Here is a 21,159-nt window from a genome sequence, read left to right as displayed (position 1 = left end):
AATGCAACTGCTGCCCTAAAATGCAGCTTCATTAGAATTTGACGCAATAATTCCAGTGTGCTTACATTTGGCCATGGTATTTGCGACAGGGGACACGAGATGCCGACTGACAACGTCTTGCCTCTGCCGGGAGCGCTGTCATCGCTTGGGAGCGAAGTCCGGCAATTGCGCAAGGCGCGACAACTCACGCTGAAACAGCTAAGCGCACAGGCGGGCATATCGCTCAGCCATGCCTCTGCCATCGAACGCGGGGTCACGAACCCGTCCGTCGACGTTCTGCATGCCATCACCCAAGCGCTTAGCGTGACCCCGGACTGGTTCTTTGCCCGCCGGTCCGGCGCAGGACCAATGGAGCAGACGTATGTCGTGCGGGCGCAGAACCGGCGGAACCTGAACGCACTTTACGGTCAGGGCGTCGAAGAGTTGGGGTATTCCGACCAGCTTCTATCCAGCTCGATCGGGGGCCAGTTCTATATGGGATTGGCAGTCTACGAGCCTTTTTCCGATGGTCCGGAACAGCCGTTGCAAGAACATGAGGGCGAAGAACACGGGCTGGTTCTGGAAGGTGAGCTTGAGATGCAGATCGGGGATGAGTGCATCACCCTGCGCCCAGGCGACAGCTACAGCTTTGACGCGCGCATTCCGCATCACGGGCGCAACCGCACGGATCGCGTGTGCCGGTTGATCTGGGCGGTCTCGCCCGTCGTGATCCCCAAGGACGTAATGCACCCGGCGCGGGCGGACAAGGACACGGTCAGATGAGCCGGGATGCCCTTCTCCAGCCGTATCAGCTCAGGCATCTGACGCTGAAAAACCGGGTGATGACCACCAGTCACGAACCCGCCTATCCCGAAGACGGGATGCCCAAGGCCCGCTACCGCGCCTATCACGCGATGCGGGCAAAGGCGGGTGTGGCCCTGACCATGACGGCCGGGTCTGCCACAGTCAGCCGGGACAGCCCGCCAGTGTTCAACAATATCCTCGCCTACAAGGACGAAGTTGTCAGCTGGATGCGTGAGCTGACGGACGAATGCCACGACCACGGCTGCGCCGTCATGATCCAGCTGACCCATCTGGGCCGCCGCACAGGCTGGAACAAGGGCGACTGGCTGCCGTCGCTGGCACCATCGCATCTGCGGGAACCGGCCCACCGGGCGTTTCCCAAGAAGATGGAAGATTTCGACATCGACCGCATCGTCACGGATTACGCGGATGCGGCAGAGCGCATGCAGGCCGCCGGGCTCGACGGGATCGAGTTGCAAGCCTACGGCCATCTGCTGGATCAGTTCTGGTCGCCCTTGACGAACGAGATGGACGCCCCCTTTGGCGGTGACCTCGACAACCGGTTGCGCTTTGGTTTCATGGTGCTGGACGCCATCCGTGCCCGTGTCGGATCGGAGTTTATCGTCGGCGTTCGGTACACGGCGGATGAAACGGCAAAGGGCGGGATCACCGAGGACGAGGGCTTGGAGATCGCCAAACGCTTACGAGACAGCGGGCAAGTGGATTTTCTGAATGTCGTTCGCGGACAGATTCACACCGATCCGGCGATGACAGATGTGATCCCGGTGCAAGGCATGAAAAGCGCGCCGCATCTGGATTTCGCAGGCAGGGTGCGCGCCGCCTCCGGCATGCCGACCTTCCACGCGGCACGTATTCCCGACGTGGCGACAGCGCGCCATGCGATTTCAGCGGGATTGCTGGACATGGTGGGCATGACCCGCGCCCATATGGCTGACCCGATGATCGTGCAAAAGGTGGTCGAGGGGCGCGAGGACGACATTCGCCCTTGCGTCGGCGCAACCTATTGCCTCGACCGCATCTATCAGGCGGGTGAAGCGCTGTGCATCCACAACCCGGCAACGGGCCGCGAACTGTCGATGCCGCATGTGATCCCGACAGCCGAGACGCGCAAGCGCGCGGTGATCGTCGGCGCTGGTCCCGGTGGGCTGGAAGCGGCGCGCGTGGCAGCCGAACGGGGCCATGACGTGACCGTGTTCGAGGCCGCACCAGACCCCGGCGGGCAAATCCGCCTGACCGCGCAATCCAAACGCCGGGCCGAGATGATTGGGATCACCGACTGGCGCATGGCCCAATGCGCAGCGCGGGACGTCACCTTTCACTTCAACAGGTTTGCAGAGGCCGACGATGTAATCGCGCTGGAACCTGACGTGGTGGTGATCGCCACAGGCGGCCTGCCGGAGGTTACGATTCTGGAAAACGGCAACGATCTCGCGGTTTCCGCGTGGGATATCCTGTCGGGCGATGTGGCCCCGGGCGAAAATGTCCTGATCTATGACGATGCAGGGGATCATCCGGCGCTGATGGCGGCAGAGGCAATCGCCGCGACCGGCGCGCATGTGGAAATCATGACCCGCGACCGAAGCTTTGCACCTGAAGTCATGGGCATGAACCTCGTGCCCTACATGCGGGCGCTTCAGGACAAGGACACAACATTTACGGTCACACGCACGCTTCAATCGCTTGCCAAATCCGGCAATTTGCTGGAGGCGACGATTGGCACCGATTATTCGGGTCACACAGAAAAACGCGTGTTCGACCAAGTGGTTGTGAACCAGGGCACGCTGCCGCTGGACGATCTCTACTTCGATCTCAAGCCGCAGTCGCGCAATCTGGGTGCGGTTGATCAGACGGCGCTGGTTTCGGGGACAGGCGCGCTGTTTCCCGAAACCAATCAGGCCGGAACATTCGACCTTTACCGCATTGGCGACGCGGTGTCGTCGCGCAACACCCACGCAGCAATTTACGACGCGCTGCGTATGGGCATTCAATGGTGACGACACTTGCATATGCCGGTTTGGGTCCAACAGGCCGCAGGAAAAATACATCAAATTTCTTGCGAAACAGAAAAAGTGTCATAGCCTTTCCCGTATCCAGCCGCGATCCGGGGGGATTCGTGACCAGCAGAGATCAGAAAAAACCGGCCCGTACCGCCACCGACACAAGCCTTGCCGCATTTGGGGCAGAGGTGCGGCAACTGCGCAAGGCGCGCCAAATGACTCTCGCAGAACTGGCCACCGCCAGCGGCGTGTCGGTGTCGCATCTCAGTGCGATCGAGCGCGGCACCGTCAGTGCCTCGCTCAACAGGATTACGCGCATCGCGGATGCGCTTGGCGTGCCGGAAGAGTGGTTTTTCAACCATCGCCCCGGCGTGGGCCCGAACGAACGCGCCTTTGTGGTGCGCCAATCCAACCGCCGCAGCCTGAACCTGCTTTATGGCGAGCCCATCGAGAAAGCGGGCTATGTCGACCAATTGTTGTCCAGCTCCATTGGCGGGCAGTTTTATCTGGGCGTTTCAGAGTATCGCCCGCGTTCCGAACAGGTCGTGGACCATGTATTTTCCCGCGATGGCGAAATCCACGGTCTGGTCCTTGATGGTGTCATGGAACTGACCATCGAAGACGAAGTGATCACCGTGCGCGCGGGCGACAGTTTCAGTTTTCCGGGCAAGATCCTTCATCTGTTGCGCAACGCGACAGACAAACCCGCACGCCTGATCTGGGTGAACTCGCCCGTGATCATTCCGAGATTCGCCGCGCAGGACACGGCGCAGCCTATGCCAAGGTCAGATAAGAAAAAGAGTGGATAGCACCTGCAGGCATCCGAAATCGCGGGCGCGCCCGCGCCACCCGAAACCGGCGATGACCGGCAATGATGAAAACAGGGAGTAAGCACATGAGTTCCATTTTGAAAAAGGATATCTCGCGACGGTCGGTTCTGGCAAGCGCCAGTGCCTTTGGCGCCGCCAGCCTTGCCTTTCCAAACATGGCGATCAGCGCCGATGGCAGCGTTCTGACGGTTCGGTCCTACAGTGACCTGCAAATCCTCGACCCCGCGTTCTGGCTGTCGCTGCCCGAGGCCGACATCATCAAATCCATCTTTGCGCCATTGGTCGACAATACGCCCGGCGACGAATGGGGTTGGCGTCCGGTGGCCGTGTCCTCCATTGAACAGCTGGATGACCTGACCGTCGCCTTTACCCTGCGCGACAATATCGGCTTTACCGACGGCTACGGCCAGATGACCGCCGAGGATGTGAAGTTTTCGATCGAACGCATCGTCGATCCCGAAAACGAAAGCCCCTATGCGGGTGACTGGAGCGCGCTGAAAGAGGTCGAGGTCAAGGATAAGCTGTCGGGCCTTATCCACCTCAAGAACAAGTTCGTGCCGCTGTGGACCACGACGCTGCCCACCGCTGCGTCCTGCGTGGTGTCGCAAAAGGCGGTTGAGGAACTGGGCGGCAAGATCGGCACCGAAGCCGTTGCGCAATCGGGTCCGTATCTGCTCAGCGAATGGGTGCCCAAGCAGAAGACCGTGCTGAAGCGGAACCCCGATTGGGCCTATGAGCCCGGCGGGTTCGAGGAAATCCACATCCTGCCCATCGAGGACCCGGCCACAGCAGAACTGGGCTTTGAAGCGGGGGATCTGGACTACACGTGGACAGCAGTATCGTCCCTGCCCCGCCTCAAGGAAAACCCGCCCGCAGGCAGCGTGGTCGAGGAGAAACCCTCGCTCGCCTATGTGTGGCTGGGCATCAATCAGGACAACGAGGCGCTGAAAGACGTCCGCATCCGCCGCGCCATCCAGCACGCGATCGACCGTGAAACCGTGGTCGATGCGGCTTATTTCGGAGCGGCCGCAGTGGCCAACGGGATCATCGCACCGGGCCTGCCGGGCAACCGCGATGGCGTGACCTATGACTATGACCCCGACAAGGCGCGCGCGCTGCTGGAAGAGGCCGGGGCGACGAACCTGTTTGTGACGTTGGACATCCTGAACCAGTCGGAACGGCTGACCGCGGCGCAGGTCATCCAGGCCAATCTGGCTGATGTCGGTGTCCAGTGCGAGATCAAGCAGAACGACAGTGGCACCTTCTGGACGCTGGGGTCCAAGGACGGCGACTACTTCATGAACCTGCAACTGGTGCTCAGCCGCTTTTCCATGAACCCGGACCCAAGCTGGGCGACAGTCTGGTTCACGCCGGAACAGGTCGGCGTCTGGAACTGGGAGCGGTTCGACAACGCCGAATACAAAGCCCTGCACGAAGAAGGGCTTGTGGAAAGCGATCCCGCCAAACGCGACGAGATCTACAAGAAGATGCAGGCGCTGATGGACGAAAGCGGGTCTTACGTGTTCCTGACCCACGAGGTCGTGGGCCTGATCCACAAGGACACCATTGATCCGGGCCTGAAGCCGAATGGCGAGCCGCTGCTGCCGCTCTTCAGACCGGCATAAACGATCCTTGGGCGGCCCCTGTGGCCGCCCATTTTGCTGAACCCAAGGGGGGATCATGCTGACCTATTTCTTCAAAAGGCTGGGCTTGGCGGCGGTGATTGTCTCCGTGGCGATGTTCATCCTGTTCTGCATGATCTACCTGATCCCGGGCGATCCGGCCTCGGTCGCCTTGGGCCCACGCGCGACCGAGGAAATGCGCGCCTCTCTGCGCGAGGCGATGGGGCTGAACCAACCCGTCCCGGTCCAATTCTGGAACTTCTATTCCAGCGCATGGATGGGCGATCTGGGCACCGAGGTGCTGTCAGGCCGTCCGGTTCTGACGGTGGTGCTGGAACAGTTGCCGTACACGCTGGCCCTGATCGCCGGGGGCATCACCTGGTCGGTGGCCTTGGGCATCCCGCTCGGGTGCTGGGCCGCCGTCAGCCGCGGCAGTTGGGCCGACCGCATCGTCGGCATCCTGTCGGTGGCCGTCATCGCCGTGCCGTCCTTTGTCATCGCGATCTACGCGCTGTTGATCTTTGCCGTGCAGTTGCGCTGGCTGCCCGCCATCGGCGCAGGCGAACCGGGCGATCTGGGTGATCAGCTGACGCATCTGATCCTGCCGTCGCTGGCTGTGGGGCTGGGCTGGGTGGGCTATATCGCCCGCATGGTCCGCGCCTCCATGCTCGAAGTGCTCGAAGCCAGCCATATCCGCACCGCCCGCGCCTTTGGCCTGCCGGACCGGATGATCACCTATCGCTACGCGCTCTCCATCGCGATCCTGCCCACCGTGACCCTGCTGGGTGTCGGCATCGGGCAGATGTTGTCGTCGGCGGTCTTTGCCGAGATTGTCTTTGCCCGCCCCGGCGTGGGCAAGCTGGTCTATGACGCCATCCTCACCCGCAATTTCCCCGTTGTGTCCGGCACCGTTCTGGTCACCACCGTTCTTTTCGTCCTGCTGAACCTCTTGGCAGACCTCATCATCGGAGCCCTGGACCCCCGTGTCAGAAGCAGTTTCTAACGCCCCGCCCAGCCGCATGGCCGAACTCTGGCGCCCGATCCGCAAAATTCTGCGGGAACCACTGGGCGCGCTGGGTCTGTTCCTTGTGGTGCTGGTCATCTTCGGCGCCATCTTTGCCGATCTTCTGACCAGTTTCGACCCCACGCGCATCAACCCGCGCGACCGGTTTCAGGGGCCAAGTGCCGCACATCTGATGGGCACGGATCAGTTGGGCCGTGACCTGTTCGCGCGCGTGTTGCATGGCGGGCGGATTGCGTTGTTCGTCGCGCTGGTGTCCACCGCCGCCTCACTGGTGATCGGTATTGTGCTGGGCCTGATTGCCGGCTACGGGCCGCGCTGGCTGGACAACCTGATGATCCTGCTGTTTGACGCGATGAAGAGCTTTCCCACCGTCATGCTGGCCCTCGCGCTGGTGACCATCATGGGACCGTCCCTGACGGCCGTGATGGTGGTGGTGATCCTTGTCACCGTCCCGGGCTATGCGCGGATCATCCGAACCCAGACCATTGCCCTGAAGAACTCCGAATACGTCACCGCCGCGCAAAGCATGGGGGCAAACCCGGCGCGCATCCTGCGGGTGCATATCCTGCCCAACGTGATTGGCCCGCTGGTGATCCTCGCGTCCATGGACATTCCGGTGGTGATCGGGATCGAGGCGGGGATGAGCTTCCTCGGTCTTGGCGTGCGTCCACCCACGCCAAGCTGGGGTTCAATGCTGAACGATGGGTTCACCAGCATCCGCGACACCGCATGGATCGCGATTGCAGGCGGCATTCCGATCATTCTGACGACGCTGGGCTTCACTTTCTTGGGCGAAACACTGCGCGACGTGTTCGACCCCCGTTTGAAAGGACGCTAAGCCATGACGACGCTGGCAATCGACGGGCTGAACGTCACCTTTTCGACCGAAGACGGGCCGTTGCACGCGCTCAAAAACGTCAGCTTCGACGTGCCGGAAAACCGGATTGTCGGCATCGTCGGCGAGTCCGGCTGCGGCAAGTCCACCCTGATCAACGCCATCCTCGGGCTTCTGGCCGACAACGGCAGCATCGACAGCGGGTCGATCCTGTTTCAGGGCCGCGATGATCTGACAAAGCTGGGTCCGGCGCAGATGCGCGATTTGCGCGGGCCTAAGATCTCGACAGTGTTCCAAGACCCGATGGGCGCGCTGAACCCGGTGATCTCCGTCGGCCAGCAGATGATCAACATTCAGTACCGGTCTGACATCTCGAAACAGGAAAAGGCGCAACGCGCAGTCGACATGCTGGAACTGGTCCGCATCCCCGATGCCCGCGCGGCCCTCGCCCGCTATCCCCACCAGTTTTCCGGCGGCATGAAGCAGCGCATCGCCATCGCCATGGCCCTGATGATGGAACCGGCGCTGTTGATCGCGGATGAGCCAACCACGGCGCTGGATGCGACGCTGGAAGTCACCACAATCGAACTGCTCAAAGACCTGCAACAACAAATCGGGTGTTCGGTCTTGTTCATCTCGCACCACCTCGGCGTCATTGCCGAGCTGTGCGACGATGTGGTGGTCATGTATGCGGGCGAGGTTGTCGAACGCGGCACTGTGCGGCAGATTTTCAACGACCCACGCCATCCCTATACCGCGCGGCTTCTGGAATGCGACCCGGCGCGGCAATCCGAACGCACCCGTAGCTTGCCCACCATACCGGGCGAAATTCCCGACCTGCGGGCGCGGCCCCGGGGCTGTATCTTTGCCAACCGCTGCCACCGCGTGCACGACGCGTGCGCGGCACCGCCCCCCGATCACGATGTCGGCGACGGCCATGTGGCACGGTGTTTCGTGGCGAATGTTCCCGAAACGGTGGAGGCAACAGCATGAGCGACGATCCGATCCTCACCGTCAGGGACGTACAGGTCAGCTTTCCCGTGGGTGGGCTGAGAAAGCGCGACGCGATCCTCGGCGTCGCCGGGGTCAGCTTTGACGTGCGGCGAGGAGAGACGTTTGCCCTTGTTGGCGAAAGCGGGTCGGGCAAGACCACGCTGGCGCGCGCGGTGAACGGGTTGCAGGCCATCTCGAACGGCGAGATCACATTTGAAGGGCAACGCATCGACGGGCTGGACCGCAAATCGATGAAACCCGTGCGCAAGCGCATGTCGATGATGTTTCAAGACCCGGTCGGGTCCCTGTCGCCACGCATGACCGTGGGCGATTTGGTCACCGAACCCTTCCGCATCCACGGGATCGAGGGTCGCAATCTGCGGGATGAGGCCGCGCGCCTGTTGTCGCTGGTCGGTCTACCAACCGATTTCGTCAGTCGTTTTCCGCATCAGCTGTCCGGCGGTCAGGCGAGGCGGGTGGGCGTGGCGCGGGCCATTGCGTTGGACCCGGCCCTGATCATCGCAGATGAACCGACGGCGGGTCTGGACGTGTCAGTGCAAGGCGAGGTGTTGAACCTATTGAATGACCTGCGTGAACGGCTGGGGCTGGCGATGATGATCATCACGCACAACCTGCACGTCGTGCACCACGTCGCCGACCGCACGGCAGTGATGTATCTGGGCCGCTTCGTCGAGGCAGGCGACACCGAAGAAGTGTTCGGCGCACCGCGCCACCCCTACACTGCAGCGCTTTTGTCGGCGAACCCGGAACCCGACCCCGACAAGACCCACGACCGGATCACCCTGCCCGCCGAGGTGCCGTCACTTCTCGCACGTCCACCGGGGTGCGAGTTTCACACCCGGTGTCCATGGGCCCAGCCCGCCTGCAGCGCCAAGGCTCCGACGCCTACGCAGGAAGGCACACGTGCCGTCGCCTGCCATTTCCCGCTCGAGCCGGGCGCGCGTCCGCCAACGCAGTCCGAATCCGCGGCCTGAGGAACACCGTCATGACCATCTTTCCCGGCTTTGGACCCAATGCCGCCGCGCATACGCTGACCGCCAACGGGGTCACCATGCGCATCATTGTTGAAGGTGAAGGACCACCGGTGGTTTTCGTTCCGGGGGGTGACCAAACCGCAGAGACCTATTCGCAGCAATATGCACGTCTCGCAGACGCCTACCGTTGTATTTCATACGATCCACGCGGGGCGGGACAGACCAGCGCCCCGCCACCACCCTGGACAATGGCCGATTACGCCGCTGATTGCGCCGCGGTCATCGATGCCTTTGCCGGTGGCCAGGCAGTGGTTTGTGGTTTGTCACTGGGCGGTCTCGTCACGCAACAAACCGCTATCGATTTCCCCGGCAAGGTTCGGCTGGCCATTCCGATGGGCACTTCGGCCTATATCGACGGGTTCACACGCGACTGGATGCAGGCCGAGATCGACCTGCGCAAGGATGGGATCGCCCTGCCCGATTACTTCCTTGCTCCGCATTACGCGGTATATGCTTTCCCGGCCAAGGCCCTGCACGAGCCAAAGCTTTGGGCACAAGTCAAAGCATCCTACACGGAACGCTTCCGTGACCGCGACCCACGGGACACAATTGATCAATGGGAAGCCTGCCTTGATTTTGACTGTCGCGAGGCGCTGAAAAACTGCCCAGTCCCGATGCATGTCATCGCCTTTTCCGAAGACGTGCAAACCGCCCCGTCCATGTGCAGGGTCGTGTCCGATCTCGCCCCCAATGGCGTCTTTCACGAGATACCAGGCCTAGGCCATGTGTCGATGACCCGCCACAGACCAGAGATTGTGGCCCGTAAATTAAGGGACATACTCGACACAGAGCTGGCAAAGGATTGATCAAAGGGCGCGCCATGCGGATCGCAATTGCCGGGTTTCAGCATGAAACCAATACGTTTGTGTCCGGGCTCACGGACCTGCCCGATTTCGAACAAGCCGACAGTTGGCCCGAACTTTTGGCTGGCGACGCGGTTGTCACAGGCACCCAGGGTATGAACCTGCCCATCGCAGGCTTTGCGCAGGCCTGCGAAGAAGATGTCGAGCTTTGCCCCATCCTATGGTGTGCTGCAGAACCCGGAGGGCGCGTTACAGATCGTGCCTTTGACACCATCGTTAGCCGGATCACGGACGCGCTTGGACAGTTTGGAACGGTGGATGCCGTCTATCTCGACTTGCACGGTGCGATGGTCACGCAAAGCCACGATGACGGCGAAGGCGAGGTCTTGAAGCGCGTGCGGACGGCCATCGGCCCGGATGTGCCGCTCGTGGCCAGTCTGGACATGCACGCGAATGTGTCACCGACGATGGTCGAGATCGCCGACCTGCTGACCGTCTTTCGCACCTATCCCCATATCGACATGGCCGAGACTGGTGCACGGGCGTATCGCCACCTTCGCAATATGATCGCGCATGGCCGACCCGCCAAAGCATGGCGACAGGCCGACTTTCTGATTCCACTTCACGCGCAGCATACCGGGGCAGATCCGGCTCTTTCACTGTATGATCAGATCGCTGGGTTTGACCACCAAAACGGTCAGTTGGCTGAACTTGCACTGGGGTTTACGGCGGCCGATGTCCTCGATGTTGGCCCATCCATCCTGGCCTACGCCGCCGCGCAAAGCGATGCCGACCGCGTTGCGGATGAGATGCTGGCGAGATTGATTGCCGCCAAGCCGGAATTCGATGTAACGCTCATGAGCGCTGACGCTGCCGTATCGACGGCGATGGCAATGGATGGTGACAAACCAGTTGTCATCGCGGACGTTCAGGACAATCCGGGGGCGGGCGCGTCATCGGACACAACCGGCCTTCTCCGTGCTCTGATCCAGCATCGAGCCGGGAACGCAATCTTGGGACTGATACACGACCCGGAGCTTGCGCAGCGCGCACACGCTCTGGGCCGGAATGCTCGGTTTCAGGCATATATCGGCGGACGCGGCCCAAATGATGCTCCGGTTAAGGCAAAAGTCCGCGTGCATTATCTCAGCGATGGTCGGTGCCCATACACCGGGGCGATGTATGGCGGTGGCATTGCGACCTTGGGACCTTCAGCTGCACTTGAAATCGAAGGCACTGGAATTCACGTCGTGATCACCAGCGTTCGCAACCAGTGCCTCGACCTGGCCCAGTTTCGTCACTTCAACCTCCACCCGGAAAGGGCGCGTATACTGTGTGTCAAAAGCACAGCTCACTTCCGTGCCGATTTTGCACCGATTGCGCAGGCTATCCTGCTTGCCGAGACACCAGGCCAGTTTCCATGCGCGTTGGAAAATGTTGCTTATGAAAATGCGCGCAAGATGGACACTTGGCCCTATCAACGGTCGGCAAAGTAGAGACTTTCCTGCATGGTGTTTATTTCCATTCACCAAGGCGGGTCATTCAGAAACTCAAGGATTGCGACCGCCGCAAAAGTTGAGAGACTTTAAATGGCTTTCGCCGACCTGCGATGGCTAGGTCACATACCAGCCAATCAACCAACAGCATGGGATTTCTCAACCGCCTACCCCACGTGATGTTGCAACAAGACACTTGGCTTTGGATTGCAGCGCGAGATGCAGGCCTAACATACTATCTTGGTGGAACCGATCTGCCTGCGACCTGGCGATCGAGATGGCCACAGTTAACGCGCTTTTGAACCAGCCTAAAATTCAGATTATCACAAACAGTGAGTATCCATAACGGTGCGTCGGGTCACGCCATCAAGTATCAATTTGGGTGGCAGTTACAAGCCAACCTATCAACTTTCAATGACCGTATTGGGACCTGTCGCAATTATTCAAACATGATGCAGCATTGGAGATGTTGGGCTAGCGCCAGAGCTCGGATGCAGCATAGCATCCTGTGATATGTTGCCTCGGTCAACTTCGGGTTGTCGTTGTGGGAGGGCATGACGGATCGGAGGATCAGTCATGGAAACACCAAACCTACCAGCCATTCGCGCACTTCGCCCCGCCTGGAACAAGGGGCGCATCGTTGGTCAGAAACGGCCGTTGAAACCCAAACACGTCTGGGCAGTTCGAGTTCGGCTTGAGTTGGCCGAGAACCATCTTGACCTTGCATTGTTCAACATGGCCATCGACAGCAAGCTTCCAGGGTTTGATCTCGTCAAGATGAAAGTTGTCGACGTCATGGCCTCGGGCCAGACCAAAGAACGCGCGTCCGTTCTGCAAAGCAAAACTCAAAAACCGGTGCGCTTCGAGATTTCGGAAGGCACCCGGGCATCTGTCGAGAAATGGATGGAGGATGAGCTCATGGTCGGTTCTGAGTAACTTTGGCCTGGCCGTTTTCACGAGCGCCTTCATATCTCAACCCGCCAGTATGCGCGGATCGTCCGGGATTGGGTCACGTCGATTGGTCTAGAGGCGAGCGCATACGGCACGCACTCAATGCGGCGGACAAAGGTTACTCAGATCTACAAGAAGACAGGGAACCTTCGCGCCGTTCAGCTTCTGCTCGGACACACTAAGATGGACAGCACAGTTCGATATCTCGGAGTTGAACTTGAGGACGCTTTGGCAATCGCCGAGACCATTGAAATCTAGTTATCTAGGGTCGTCTTCGCGGGCAGCCCAAACCAGCCGTTGATTTGATCCGGCCTCGCCGCAATGCAGCTTTACCGAACCGGACCTTCGCCACGAACGCTAAATCCGGCAGTGGTCGAACTCACAATCTGCGGGACCAGGTGTGAATTCGCCGCAGACGCGACGAACGACCGCTCTGTTAATCACGCCAGTATGTGCTGCAACAGATAAGTCTCAAGCATCGCCGCGACAGTTGGAAAACTTTCGATTTGATCGCCCGACATTCGGTCGCGACTGACTGCGTTCTGGCCTTGTAAGTCGACCGTTAAGAGGTCGATACCCGTTTCACCCAGGATGACATAGGTACTATGATCCCCGGTCTCACGCCACTCCCTATTGGCGGCAATCAAGCCTTGCCAGAAGCCGCCCGGCCCGGGTTTATCAATCGACTGATACGCTCCATAGAGGAGCAGCCCATTGAAATCCGTTCCGTTTGAATGAGATAGATACACCCGAATGTCATGCGGTAGCTTTGCTGACATCTCGTTTTCAACCGCCTCTGCCAATGCGTCTATGTCCTGCGGCGCAGCAGGTCCCTGTGCAGTTTCGGCTGCAGCGACTTGCTCATGGGCAATCTGTCTTAGAAGATCTTTCATTCCATGGGACGGCATTAACAGAGTTTTCCTGTACTTAGCGTAGCTGAAACCCGTTAGCCGTGAGGTCCAGCAGTGTGAGGTCCAGTCCCGATTTCATTGCTCCTTCTGCGACGGCTGACTTTAAAGCATCCAATTGGGCGGGATTGGATTGCAGCTCCGCGATGGCTGAATCGATGAGTGCCGCTTGGACCAGATAGGCTTCGGCCAATTGCTGCTTGTCAGCCGACGATGCGTTCATCAGAGAGGGCGTGGACAGCAGGATATTCGCCGATTGCTGGCGCACAGCCTGATAAGTTTGCCGAGACGGAGTGTCTCTCACCCCGTGGCTGCCCTGGTAAGCGCTGATCCACCAAACTGTGTAAGCATCGGCCACATTGCTCGCCTCGAGCCCCACCGAGTTCATCGCGCTGGCGATCATGCCCATAACATCGGTCGAAGCGAGAATGGCACTTAGCCGCGCAGCACCTGCCGGATCGGTTTGCTGCACGCGGGCCACAAAGCTGCGCAGATTTTCGGCGCGACGGTCAGGGTCCGTTTCAAACCGAAGGGCAGATTTATCGGCAAGCGCGGGAGCTTGGGCATTGGGGTTTGGGTTCTTGCTGCGCCTGTCGAGCAATTCGCGGTTCAGATTTGACATCGCAAAATCTGGCGCAATCTGCATGGTTAAGCCCTGAGCACGCGCGCCATGTGGCAAAAGGCTTGTGGCAAGCATCAAGGCAAACAGGTGGAATAAAAACCGTCTCATCTTGCAGAGCTCCTTGTTGAACGTTCAAACGCCCGTCTGACGCGGGACGGGTTGATCACCTAGGGCATGCTGTATGTGCTGAAGCTGTCATCGTAGGTGGAGTGATAGATCATCCCGGCTGGCACATTGTCGGCATGGATCGGTTTGTCATCATAGTCGCTGACTTTCACCAGCTCCTGGCCGTCCCTCCATGACAGCAGCAATCCATGCTCGTCTTCCCAATCGCAGTTCGCCTCCAATACCACATAGAACTGTGGATCAGCTTTGGTGGCCACGCCGGACGTCACCGGGCGGGACTTGATGATGACCGAGAGTGGTCGGACATGTTGCCAGATATCATCGGGTTTGGCGGGGCGCGGCATTGTCTCATCGATCCAGCTCGTGTCGGCATGGCTGAGCATGTCCAGATAATAGGCGTAGACATGCGGCGTAATGGACGGTCGGTCGGCCGGTGTCAGTTGCTCCAGCCGGTGCAAAGCCTCTCCAGCGGCAGATGTCATCGCTGCCAAATCACTCAGTAGTGCAACGGATGCGCCATCAAACAGGGGCAGGCTGATGCTATCTGACATAAGGCTATTCACTCGCGGCAAGGTTGGATGGTCATGAACTGGTCGTCATTCGAACGACACAATGGTGCACCTTCGCCTGGACTGGCGTTCATTCTGGGTGTGCTACTCATTGGGCAGCTCTTCGAGATCAAAGTGCATGGGTGGTGTATCCAGAACAGCCTCTTGGCCAAACTCCGCAACAACCTCAAATCCTGCAGGTTGCCACTCATCCTGCCCAATCGTTTCGGACTCAATCAGCGCCACGACAATTGCGGTCTTGGATGTGTCAGGATCAGCGACGGTAACAAATAGGTGTCCCATCCCCTCTGATCCGGGAACCTCTTGCATGTCGCTGGCCTTAAACGAAAAGGCTTCGGCATTGCGATCCGGTGCGATCTCTCTCAACCAGCCGATCAGGGGCTGTTTCAAAGCCACACGTATGTCTTGGTCTGCAAGTGCTGGATGTTCCGATACCGTCAGGAGCGATTTGTGGGTCTCTTCTCCCTCAACGATCAGTTCGAAATTGACGGTTCGGCCGTATTCCTTGATCGGAGTGCCACCGGGTTTGGCCGGAATGTAAGGCCCAGGGTCCAGCACTGGCCGAACGGCGGGCCTCGGCAGGTCATCCCGCAAGGGCAACGCCGTGATCGTAAACCCCACATCTTCTGTAACCAGCGCCCAGCCCGGGTTCTCTGTCGGCCGCTTCCGGAGGGTTTGCACGCAGTTTTCGGCTGTCCTCTGAAACCGGGAGACGTCGGCGTCAATATCCGCCGTGTCGAGGAACACGGTTGTTCTAAGCTTGAAGATCTGTCCTACCGGGCGCTGATCATAAGACCGCGCCTTCTGCCAAGGCATAATGATCTTTGGAATGGCGATTGGAGGCAGCCCGCATTCATCAAACGTGTCGAAGATATGATCCGCAATTTCGTGCTGGACGTCTCTCGACCAAAGCGCAGCTGACAGTTCCGAGAGGCACTCAGAACGAGCGCACGCGTTTACAAGAACCGGTTCAAGCGGAACCGGGTCACCCGCGCGTAAAAAGACAAGCTTGGTTTTCTCGCCCCGTCCCTCAATAGAGTGAAGCTCAAGAGCGACCTCGTCAAAGCGATCCATCAGACGGTGCGCTTCGATCCGTGTCAGAACTCGACCGGCAAGCGGACTATCGGTGGCGACCAGAAAGCCGACGAGAACCACCACGGAGCATAGCAAAACTGCAAAGCGGTATCTCCGGCTAAACACTTTTGATCTCCAATAACGCGGACAATATCAACCACTAGGCGCGTTCGCTTCAGCCCTGACAACCCATGTTTTATTGATGGTCTGTGTTCGGCGAAATACGGCCTCTGAACCGGTACTCTTTCGATCGCTTGCTAGCGGGGGCTTTTGGCCGAATTTCCTGTGCTGATTTGACGGCCGCTTCGAACGGCTCTCTAATCGATCAGCCTAGCGTTCCCTAGGTGGAACCATCGCCGCCGACCTATCGACATTGCTTCAAGTCGAAGACCAATAGCCGCCCTTGGTGCAAGGTGCGGCATCTGGAACTAAGGGCTCGCGACCGCCGGTAAATCGAATGCAGCATCCTCAGAGATTTGGTAACTTGCCCCCCGCGAGGACGTCCCTTACCAGCCATTCGTCATGGGTGCGTCGTGCTGCAGCGCGACCCGTCTATAGGAGACATTCGCTGCACAAAAGCATTTGCTGTCCTGAAGCATAACCGCGAGGAGCCGCCGCTCGTGGGCTTCACAAGGCCAACCGGGTTTTGAACTTAAAGATGGGACGACCATTTTGTTCATACGCTCCAGTTGCCAAGCCGAAATTCGCCGATTGTGCGGCGATCCAGATTTCCAGTTGAAATCAACGCCCAAATCTCGAAAATTCTAGCATAGGTAGATTTTCTCTACACCAGAAACGCCGCATCAACATTTGATGAAGGCGTCACGTTTTTCAGACAGCCCCTTTGCCATCGAAGTCAGCACACGCGAAGCCCGTTGATAACTGGCGGCGTCAAATCTGGACGGCCGTTACAGCTTTCGGTTGTTCTTCAAGGAGTCACTGAAGTTGCAATTTCCGAACCAAACGAGCGACCAAAGGCAGAAGAACGACCGGACGCCGATCAAGCCTTTTGACAAAGGCCAAGACTGCGATGACCAAAATTTCGGTCGAGACCATCCCAGCTATGACAGTGCTGCGTTTCGTCGAGGGACTGTGACGCGGCGATCCTTCCGGAATGAGATGTTGGGGCCACCGGTCACAAGAGAGGAAAGTGGACTATCGCAGCCTGGCGCGAAGTCAGTGGTCTTCTCTGAACCCACGCGCTGCTTCGATCGGCTGCTCTAAACGCAAGGAGTCTAACCATTTCGACGTGATCCACAAAGCATCTGAACGTTACTCGTTCTCCCCGACGACCTGAACTCACGACATGGGCGTCTTTACAAAAGGATAATCTAAAAATGTGCATGATGTGCGAACTGGGGTACGGCCCCGAACAAGAGTCTTCTTTTGGAAAGATCGGTCTTCAAAAGACTGGCCTCCAAGTGAACTTGGGTGAAGCGGTCGCTCTTACAGCGATGATGCCCGATCTTGCGACACTCGACGAAAACGCCGCGGCTCCTGTCGAGTCGGGCGACTCTAGCGAATTCACAAGCGACGCCGACACGTCCGAGGCGCCAGGTTCGCCCGCCGATGACAGGTCAGGCGAAACGTCGACCAACATGCAAAACTATACCGACGATGCCAGTGGCCCATGGTGGGTGAACGATCAGACACCAGACAACCCTTTTGGAAAAAGTGAAGATTACGAAGCCTATCTAGACTATCTCGGCGCGCTGCCGCGGAGCTTGACGCCAGAGATCGCGGCTGAACCGCTCCGGATCAACGTTTCCGAGCTCAGCAACCATCCCGATTATCAAGAAGCCGCCGTTGGCGCGCTCGAGATGTGGGCGTCGGTCACGCCATTCGAATTCGAAATCGTCTATGACACACCATACGACGAGAACACGGACTGGATGGAGATCGTCAGCCCGGAGATTGGCGAGCAAAGTGATGGCAGCGCCTTTTCTAGCAACCGTTACATCAGCGTCGGGCAGCGGTTCCACGACACCGAGCCCAATCTGACCGATATTGGCGGCTATGTCTTTGACACCTTCATACACGAACTTGGTCATGAATTCGGGCTGAACCACCCCGGCCTTTACAACTACAGTGGCCCCGGCGGCGTGCAGATCAACTATCTGAACAACGCCACTTGGACTTATGACCGGCAGCAATACAGCGTCATGTCCTATTTCGACGGGATCGATGTGGGCGAAGACACGCGCTGGTCTGCAGCGACCCCGCTGATGGGCGATATCGAAGCGGTCATCCGCACCTATTTCTCGACCGTCGACGAAGACGGCGTGCGGACTTATCAGATAATAAATCTGAACACCGGCGATGATGTCTATGGGTTTAACAGCACGAAATATGGCTACGAACTGACCTCTTCGGGGATGCAGCGCGATATCGGCTTTGTCATCCATGACACCGGCGGCACCGATACGATGGACTTTTCCGGCTCGATTGCGGGTACCATCCTCGACATGCGCGCCGGACACTTTTCCAGTGTGAACGGCCACAACAACAACGTGTCCATCTTTGCGGGCCACAATGCCGACGAGACCGAATACTACATCGAAAACGGGATCGGCAGCCAATATGACGACATCATCATCGGCAATGCTGGCGACAACGTCCTGGATGGCCGCGGCGGTGGAGACCGGATGGCCGGGGGCGACGGCGACGACATTTATTTCGTGGATTCCCTCGATGACGTGGTGCGCGAAGAGATGGGTGGCGGCAACGACACCGTTATCGTGATGTCCAGGGACCTGGAGATCGGAAACATCGCCAATGTCGAAAACATCATCTACGTCGACAGCACAATCGCCGAGATGGTGGAGAATAATGACGACACGGCCCCCACGGCTGGCGACAACACAATAACCAGCATCATATTCGGTGACGACACCGACGAGATGATCGACGGCGGTGCGGGCGACAATACGATCTTTGGGCTGGGCGGCGACGACATCCTCATTGGGGGCACGGATTCGCTCGAGAGCCGCGACATCAACAACACCATCGACATCGAGGATCTCGAAGACCAGACAGAAAGCAATGACGGCAACGACGCGCTTTATGGCGGCGATGGCAACGACACCATTCTGGGTGGTCAGGGCGACGACCTGCTCGACGGTGGTGACGGTGACGACATGCTCAGCGGCCAGGCGGGTGTCGATGTCTTCCGGGGTGGCGCGGGCAGCGACACCGTGGACTTCAGTCGCGAAAGCCCGTTCCAGTTGATCGTCAACCTCGAAACCAACTTTGCCAATGGCGGCACCGCATCGGGCGACACGTTCTACAGCATTGAGGGCCTGATCGGATCCGATGACCGCATCGACCGCTTCATCGGGACGTCCGCGGCCAACCACTTCATCGGTCAGGGCGGCGGAGACGTTTTCAACGGCCGTGACGGCAACGACACGCTGGACGGTGGTAGAGACGGCGACATTCTATACGGCGAAGGGGGCGATGACGTGATCATCGGCGGCGCCGGTCAGGACTATCTGGACGGTGGCGAAGGCATCGATACGGTAGTCTACAGGAATAGCTCAAGTGGAGTGACGGTTGACCTTGTCAACGGCATGGCAATGGGCGGAGATGCGACTGGACCGGTTCAGATTGTAGGCCGCGGCACAGCGATCGAACACGACATCCTTGTCGGCTTTGAAAATGTGCAGGGCTCGTTTCACGATGACTGGTTAATTGGCGACGACCAGGTGAATGGGCTGTCTGCTGGCGCAGGTGACGACACGTTGACTGGCGGAGGCGGCGGCGATTTGCTGGATGGCGGTTCAGGCAGTGATACGGCAGACTATTCCGCTGCGACCAGTGGGGTAATGCTCAATCTGCGCCACGAAACATCCGAAGGAGATACCTATGTCTCGATCGAAAATCTGGCTGGGTCAGGCTTCGATGATCGACTCGTCGGAGACGCAGCCGCCAACGTTCTGACTGGACAGGGGGGAGATGACACGCTGCGTGGTGGTAATGGAGATGACACCTTGCTTGGCGATTTCGCCTATCAGGGCGACGCGCTACCAACACCCGGAATGGGCACTGGCTACACCACGCTTGGACCGGATGCGACGAACAATTCAATAGCCACTGCATTCGACATTTCAGACAACTTTTCGCTGGTCGAAGACCCAAACATCTTCGACTCGACTACCGTGCTTCACACAACCGTCGAAGCCACGGGGAACGGTCAGGGCGGCTACTACAGCATCGAGCTTGCAGCCGGGACAATCCTGTCGATCGACGTCGATGGAATCGCCGATCCAAACGTGCACGACAGTTGGATTCGGCTCCTGGACAGCAATGGGGATATCGTTACCGAGAATGACGATGGCGGTGGTGATCCCGGCTCCACCTCTATCCGGGATTCAAGTACTGTTTATGTCGTCGAAGAAACCGGCACCTACTACATCCTGCAAGGCAGCTGGACGGCAGAGTCCACGGAAGGGGGCTGGACGGAAGCCGTCCCCGAAGGCTCGACATATTCGCTCAACGTTTCGGTTGATTTCCCGCCGGCGCCTGCTGAACCAGGTGAGGCCGGTGCCGATGTACTGTTCGGAGGTCGAGGCAGCGACCTGCTGGATGGCGGGTTGGGGGCTGATACGCTCACTGGTGGAATGGGCGAGGACTCCTTCCGCTTTTCGACAGAGCTCGGGGAGGGCAATGTAGACCGGATCAGGGGCTTCGACGCCAATGAGGATCTAATCCTTCTGGACAGTCTCATCTTCGAGGAACTGGGCGACGACGGCGCGCTGTCATTCAGAGCGTTCCACAGCAGTGCAATGGGTGTTGCCCGCGACAGCGACGACCGTATCATCTATGACACCGACAACGGTGCGTTGTCTTATGACGGTGATGGCTCCGGTGATGGTGACGCAATCCAGTTTGCGCAACTGAGTAGAAATCTGGACCTGTCGGCAGACAACTTCATTATCGTCTGACGCGCTATGGAAAGGGCGCATTCAATGCGCCCTTTCCGGTTCCAGCACGCTCTGTAAAACTGAATTGCCAGCTAAGGGAGAAGCCGCAATGACGCCCCAGATCAATCGCCGCACCTTGTTTGTTGGGACAATGTTCACGGGTGTTGCCGTGGTTGCCGGAACAGTGGGAGCTCAATCCAGAGATATGCAGGGCGGCGTAACATATGAGGGTGGCAAGGTTATCCCGGCAGGCCAAATTGAAATCTTTCTGGAGGACCCTGCCAATCAGGCCAAGAAGCGGCTTGGGGACCAACAGATACGGGTCGAAAGCGACGGTAAGTCACGTCAGATCCTATTTTCCCTGATAACGCCCGCAAGCTCTTCCGCTTCGCCAACCGTACGGGTCGTTGCGCATTTGGAGCGCGAAGACGGCTGGCTGCTTGCGCGCGGCAGTGCACAGGTCGAAGATGGTGTACCCGTTTCCATCACGCTTAACACGGTGATGTATTGAATGTTCAAACTCCAGTG

The 21,159-nt window shown here is 58.8% G+C and carries 16 protein-coding genes and 1 pseudogene; 13 read left to right on the top strand and 4 right to left on the bottom strand.

Going from position 1 to position 21,159, the window contains the following annotated elements:
* The first annotated feature begins 99 nt into the window (after nucleotides 1-99).
* From Q1A32_RS11075 to Q1A32_RS11025, 11 genes and pseudogenes are all read left to right on the top strand, one after another.
* Nucleotides 100-762 carry a helix-turn-helix domain-containing protein gene (locus Q1A32_RS11075; protein WP_299652678.1) on the top strand — a complete coding sequence of 221 codons (663 nt, stop codon included), beginning with the start codon at nucleotides 100-102 and terminating at the stop codon, nucleotides 760-762.
* Nucleotides 759-2,798 (top strand): NADH:flavin oxidoreductase, encoded by a 2,040-nt coding sequence (locus tag Q1A32_RS11070; protein WP_299652676.1) that lies wholly within the window; start codon nucleotides 759-761, stop codon nucleotides 2,796-2,798. The genes Q1A32_RS11075 and Q1A32_RS11070 overlap by 4 nt, the downstream gene beginning before the upstream one ends.
* Before the next feature lie 119 nt (nucleotides 2,799-2,917).
* Nucleotides 2,918-3,610, top strand: coding sequence for a helix-turn-helix domain-containing protein (locus Q1A32_RS11065; protein ID WP_299652673.1), 693 nt, complete (start codon nucleotides 2,918-2,920; stop codon nucleotides 3,608-3,610).
* An 86-nt stretch (nucleotides 3,611-3,696) separates the two neighbouring features.
* Complete coding sequence (locus Q1A32_RS11060) at nucleotides 3,697-5,256, top strand: ABC transporter substrate-binding protein (protein ID WP_299652670.1); 1,560 nt, start codon at nucleotides 3,697-3,699, stop codon at nucleotides 5,254-5,256.
* A gap of 55 nt (nucleotides 5,257-5,311) precedes the next feature.
* Nucleotides 5,312-6,256: an ABC transporter permease gene (locus Q1A32_RS11055; RefSeq protein ID WP_299652667.1), complete on the top strand. Its 945-nt coding sequence runs from the start codon at nucleotides 5,312-5,314 to the stop codon at nucleotides 6,254-6,256.
* A gap of 16 nt (nucleotides 6,257-6,272) precedes the next feature.
* Nucleotides 6,273-7,115 (top strand): ABC transporter permease, encoded by an 843-nt coding sequence (locus tag Q1A32_RS11050; protein WP_299652664.1) that lies wholly within the window; start codon nucleotides 6,273-6,275, stop codon nucleotides 7,113-7,115.
* Nucleotides 7,116-7,118: 3 nt separating this feature from the next.
* A complete protein-coding gene (locus Q1A32_RS11045; protein WP_299652661.1) occupies nucleotides 7,119-8,105 on the top strand; it encodes an ABC transporter ATP-binding protein in 987 nt (328 codons plus the stop codon).
* Nucleotides 8,102-9,100: an ABC transporter ATP-binding protein gene (locus Q1A32_RS11040; protein WP_299652658.1), complete on the top strand. Its 999-nt coding sequence runs from the start codon at nucleotides 8,102-8,104 to the stop codon at nucleotides 9,098-9,100. Before Q1A32_RS11045 ends, Q1A32_RS11040 begins: the two co-directional genes overlap by 4 nt.
* A gap of 11 nt (nucleotides 9,101-9,111) precedes the next feature.
* A complete protein-coding gene (locus tag Q1A32_RS11035; RefSeq protein ID WP_299652655.1) occupies nucleotides 9,112-9,966 on the top strand; it encodes an alpha/beta fold hydrolase in 855 nt (284 codons plus the stop codon).
* A gap of 14 nt (nucleotides 9,967-9,980) precedes the next feature.
* Nucleotides 9,981-11,459: a M81 family metallopeptidase gene (locus tag Q1A32_RS11030; RefSeq protein ID WP_299652652.1), complete on the top strand. Its 1,479-nt coding sequence runs from the start codon at nucleotides 9,981-9,983 to the stop codon at nucleotides 11,457-11,459.
* 576 nt (nucleotides 11,460-12,035) lie between these two features.
* Nucleotides 12,036-12,668: pseudogene (locus tag Q1A32_RS11025) on the top strand (tyrosine-type recombinase/integrase).
* Between the two features lie 182 nt (nucleotides 12,669-12,850).
* Here Q1A32_RS11025 and Q1A32_RS11020 read toward each other — a convergent pair.
* The 4 genes from Q1A32_RS11020 to Q1A32_RS11005 all read right to left on the bottom strand — a co-directional run bounded on the left by Q1A32_RS11020 (nucleotide 12,851) and on the right by Q1A32_RS11005 (nucleotide 15,835).
* Nucleotides 12,851-13,303, bottom strand: coding sequence for a YrhA family protein (locus Q1A32_RS11020; RefSeq protein ID WP_299652649.1), 453 nt, complete (start codon nucleotides 13,301-13,303; stop codon nucleotides 12,851-12,853).
* Nucleotides 13,304-13,337: 34 nt separating this feature from the next.
* Entirely contained in the window at nucleotides 13,338-14,048 is a 711-nt protein-coding gene (locus Q1A32_RS11015) for a hypothetical protein (protein ID WP_299652647.1), read from the bottom strand.
* 59 nt (nucleotides 14,049-14,107) lie between these two features.
* Nucleotides 14,108-14,617: a hypothetical protein gene (locus Q1A32_RS11010; protein ID WP_299652644.1), complete on the bottom strand. Its 510-nt coding sequence runs from the start codon at nucleotides 14,615-14,617 to the stop codon at nucleotides 14,108-14,110.
* Between the two features lie 102 nt (nucleotides 14,618-14,719).
* Entirely contained in the window at nucleotides 14,720-15,835 is a 1,116-nt protein-coding gene (locus Q1A32_RS11005) for a hypothetical protein (protein ID WP_299652641.1), read from the bottom strand.
* Nucleotides 15,836-17,046: 1,211 nt separating this feature from the next.
* On the opposite strand from Q1A32_RS11005, the gene Q1A32_RS11000 reads away from it, so the two are divergent.
* Together Q1A32_RS11000 and Q1A32_RS10995 are read left to right on the top strand one after the other, a co-directional pair.
* Entirely contained in the window at nucleotides 17,047-20,652 is a 3,606-nt protein-coding gene (locus Q1A32_RS11000) for a M10 family metallopeptidase C-terminal domain-containing protein (protein ID WP_299652638.1), read from the top strand.
* A gap of 88 nt (nucleotides 20,653-20,740) precedes the next feature.
* A complete protein-coding gene (locus tag Q1A32_RS10995; protein ID WP_299652635.1) occupies nucleotides 20,741-21,142 on the top strand; it encodes a hypothetical protein in 402 nt (133 codons plus the stop codon).
* The last annotated feature ends 17 nt before the right edge of the window (nucleotides 21,143-21,159 follow it).

This window comes from uncultured Tateyamaria sp. (assembly GCF_947503415.1).
GTDB lineage: Bacteria > Pseudomonadota > Alphaproteobacteria > Rhodobacterales > Rhodobacteraceae > Tateyamaria.
The sequence above is the reverse complement of the archived record's forward strand: the minus strand, read 5'-3'. Positions and strand labels throughout refer to the sequence as shown.

What these genes read in the sequence shown, in the direction of transcription:
- Q1A32_RS11075 (WP_299652678.1), top strand. Translation starts at nt 100, where the DNA reads ATGCCGACTGACAACGTCTTGCCTCTGCCGGGAGCGCTGTCATCGCTT.
- Q1A32_RS11070 (WP_299652676.1), top strand. Translation starts at nt 759, where the DNA reads ATGAGCCGGGATGCCCTTCTCCAGCCGTATCAGCTCAGGCATCTGACG.
- Q1A32_RS11060 (WP_299652670.1), top strand. Translation starts at nt 3,697, where the DNA reads ATGAGTTCCATTTTGAAAAAGGATATCTCGCGACGGTCGGTTCTGGCA.
- Q1A32_RS11055 (WP_299652667.1), top strand. Translation starts at nt 5,312, where the DNA reads ATGCTGACCTATTTCTTCAAAAGGCTGGGCTTGGCGGCGGTGATTGTC.
- Q1A32_RS11050 (WP_299652664.1), top strand. Translation starts at nt 6,273, where the DNA reads ATGGCCGAACTCTGGCGCCCGATCCGCAAAATTCTGCGGGAACCACTG.
- Q1A32_RS11045 (WP_299652661.1), top strand. Translation starts at nt 7,119, where the DNA reads ATGACGACGCTGGCAATCGACGGGCTGAACGTCACCTTTTCGACCGAA.
- Q1A32_RS11040 (WP_299652658.1), top strand. Translation starts at nt 8,102, where the DNA reads ATGAGCGACGATCCGATCCTCACCGTCAGGGACGTACAGGTCAGCTTT.
- Q1A32_RS11035 (WP_299652655.1), top strand. Translation starts at nt 9,112, where the DNA reads ATGACCATCTTTCCCGGCTTTGGACCCAATGCCGCCGCGCATACGCTG.
- Q1A32_RS11030 (WP_299652652.1), top strand. Translation starts at nt 9,981, where the DNA reads ATGCGGATCGCAATTGCCGGGTTTCAGCATGAAACCAATACGTTTGTG.
- Q1A32_RS11020 (WP_299652649.1), bottom strand. Translation starts at nt 13,303, where the DNA reads ATGAAAGATCTTCTAAGACAGATTGCCCATGAGCAAGTCGCTGCAGCC.
- Q1A32_RS11015 (WP_299652647.1), bottom strand. Translation starts at nt 14,048, where the DNA reads ATGAGACGGTTTTTATTCCACCTGTTTGCCTTGATGCTTGCCACAAGC.
- Q1A32_RS11010 (WP_299652644.1), bottom strand. Translation starts at nt 14,617, where the DNA reads ATGTCAGATAGCATCAGCCTGCCCCTGTTTGATGGCGCATCCGTTGCA.
- Q1A32_RS11000 (WP_299652638.1), top strand. Translation starts at nt 17,047, where the DNA reads ATGTGCATGATGTGCGAACTGGGGTACGGCCCCGAACAAGAGTCTTCT.
- Q1A32_RS10995 (WP_299652635.1), top strand. Translation starts at nt 20,741, where the DNA reads ATGACGCCCCAGATCAATCGCCGCACCTTGTTTGTTGGGACAATGTTC.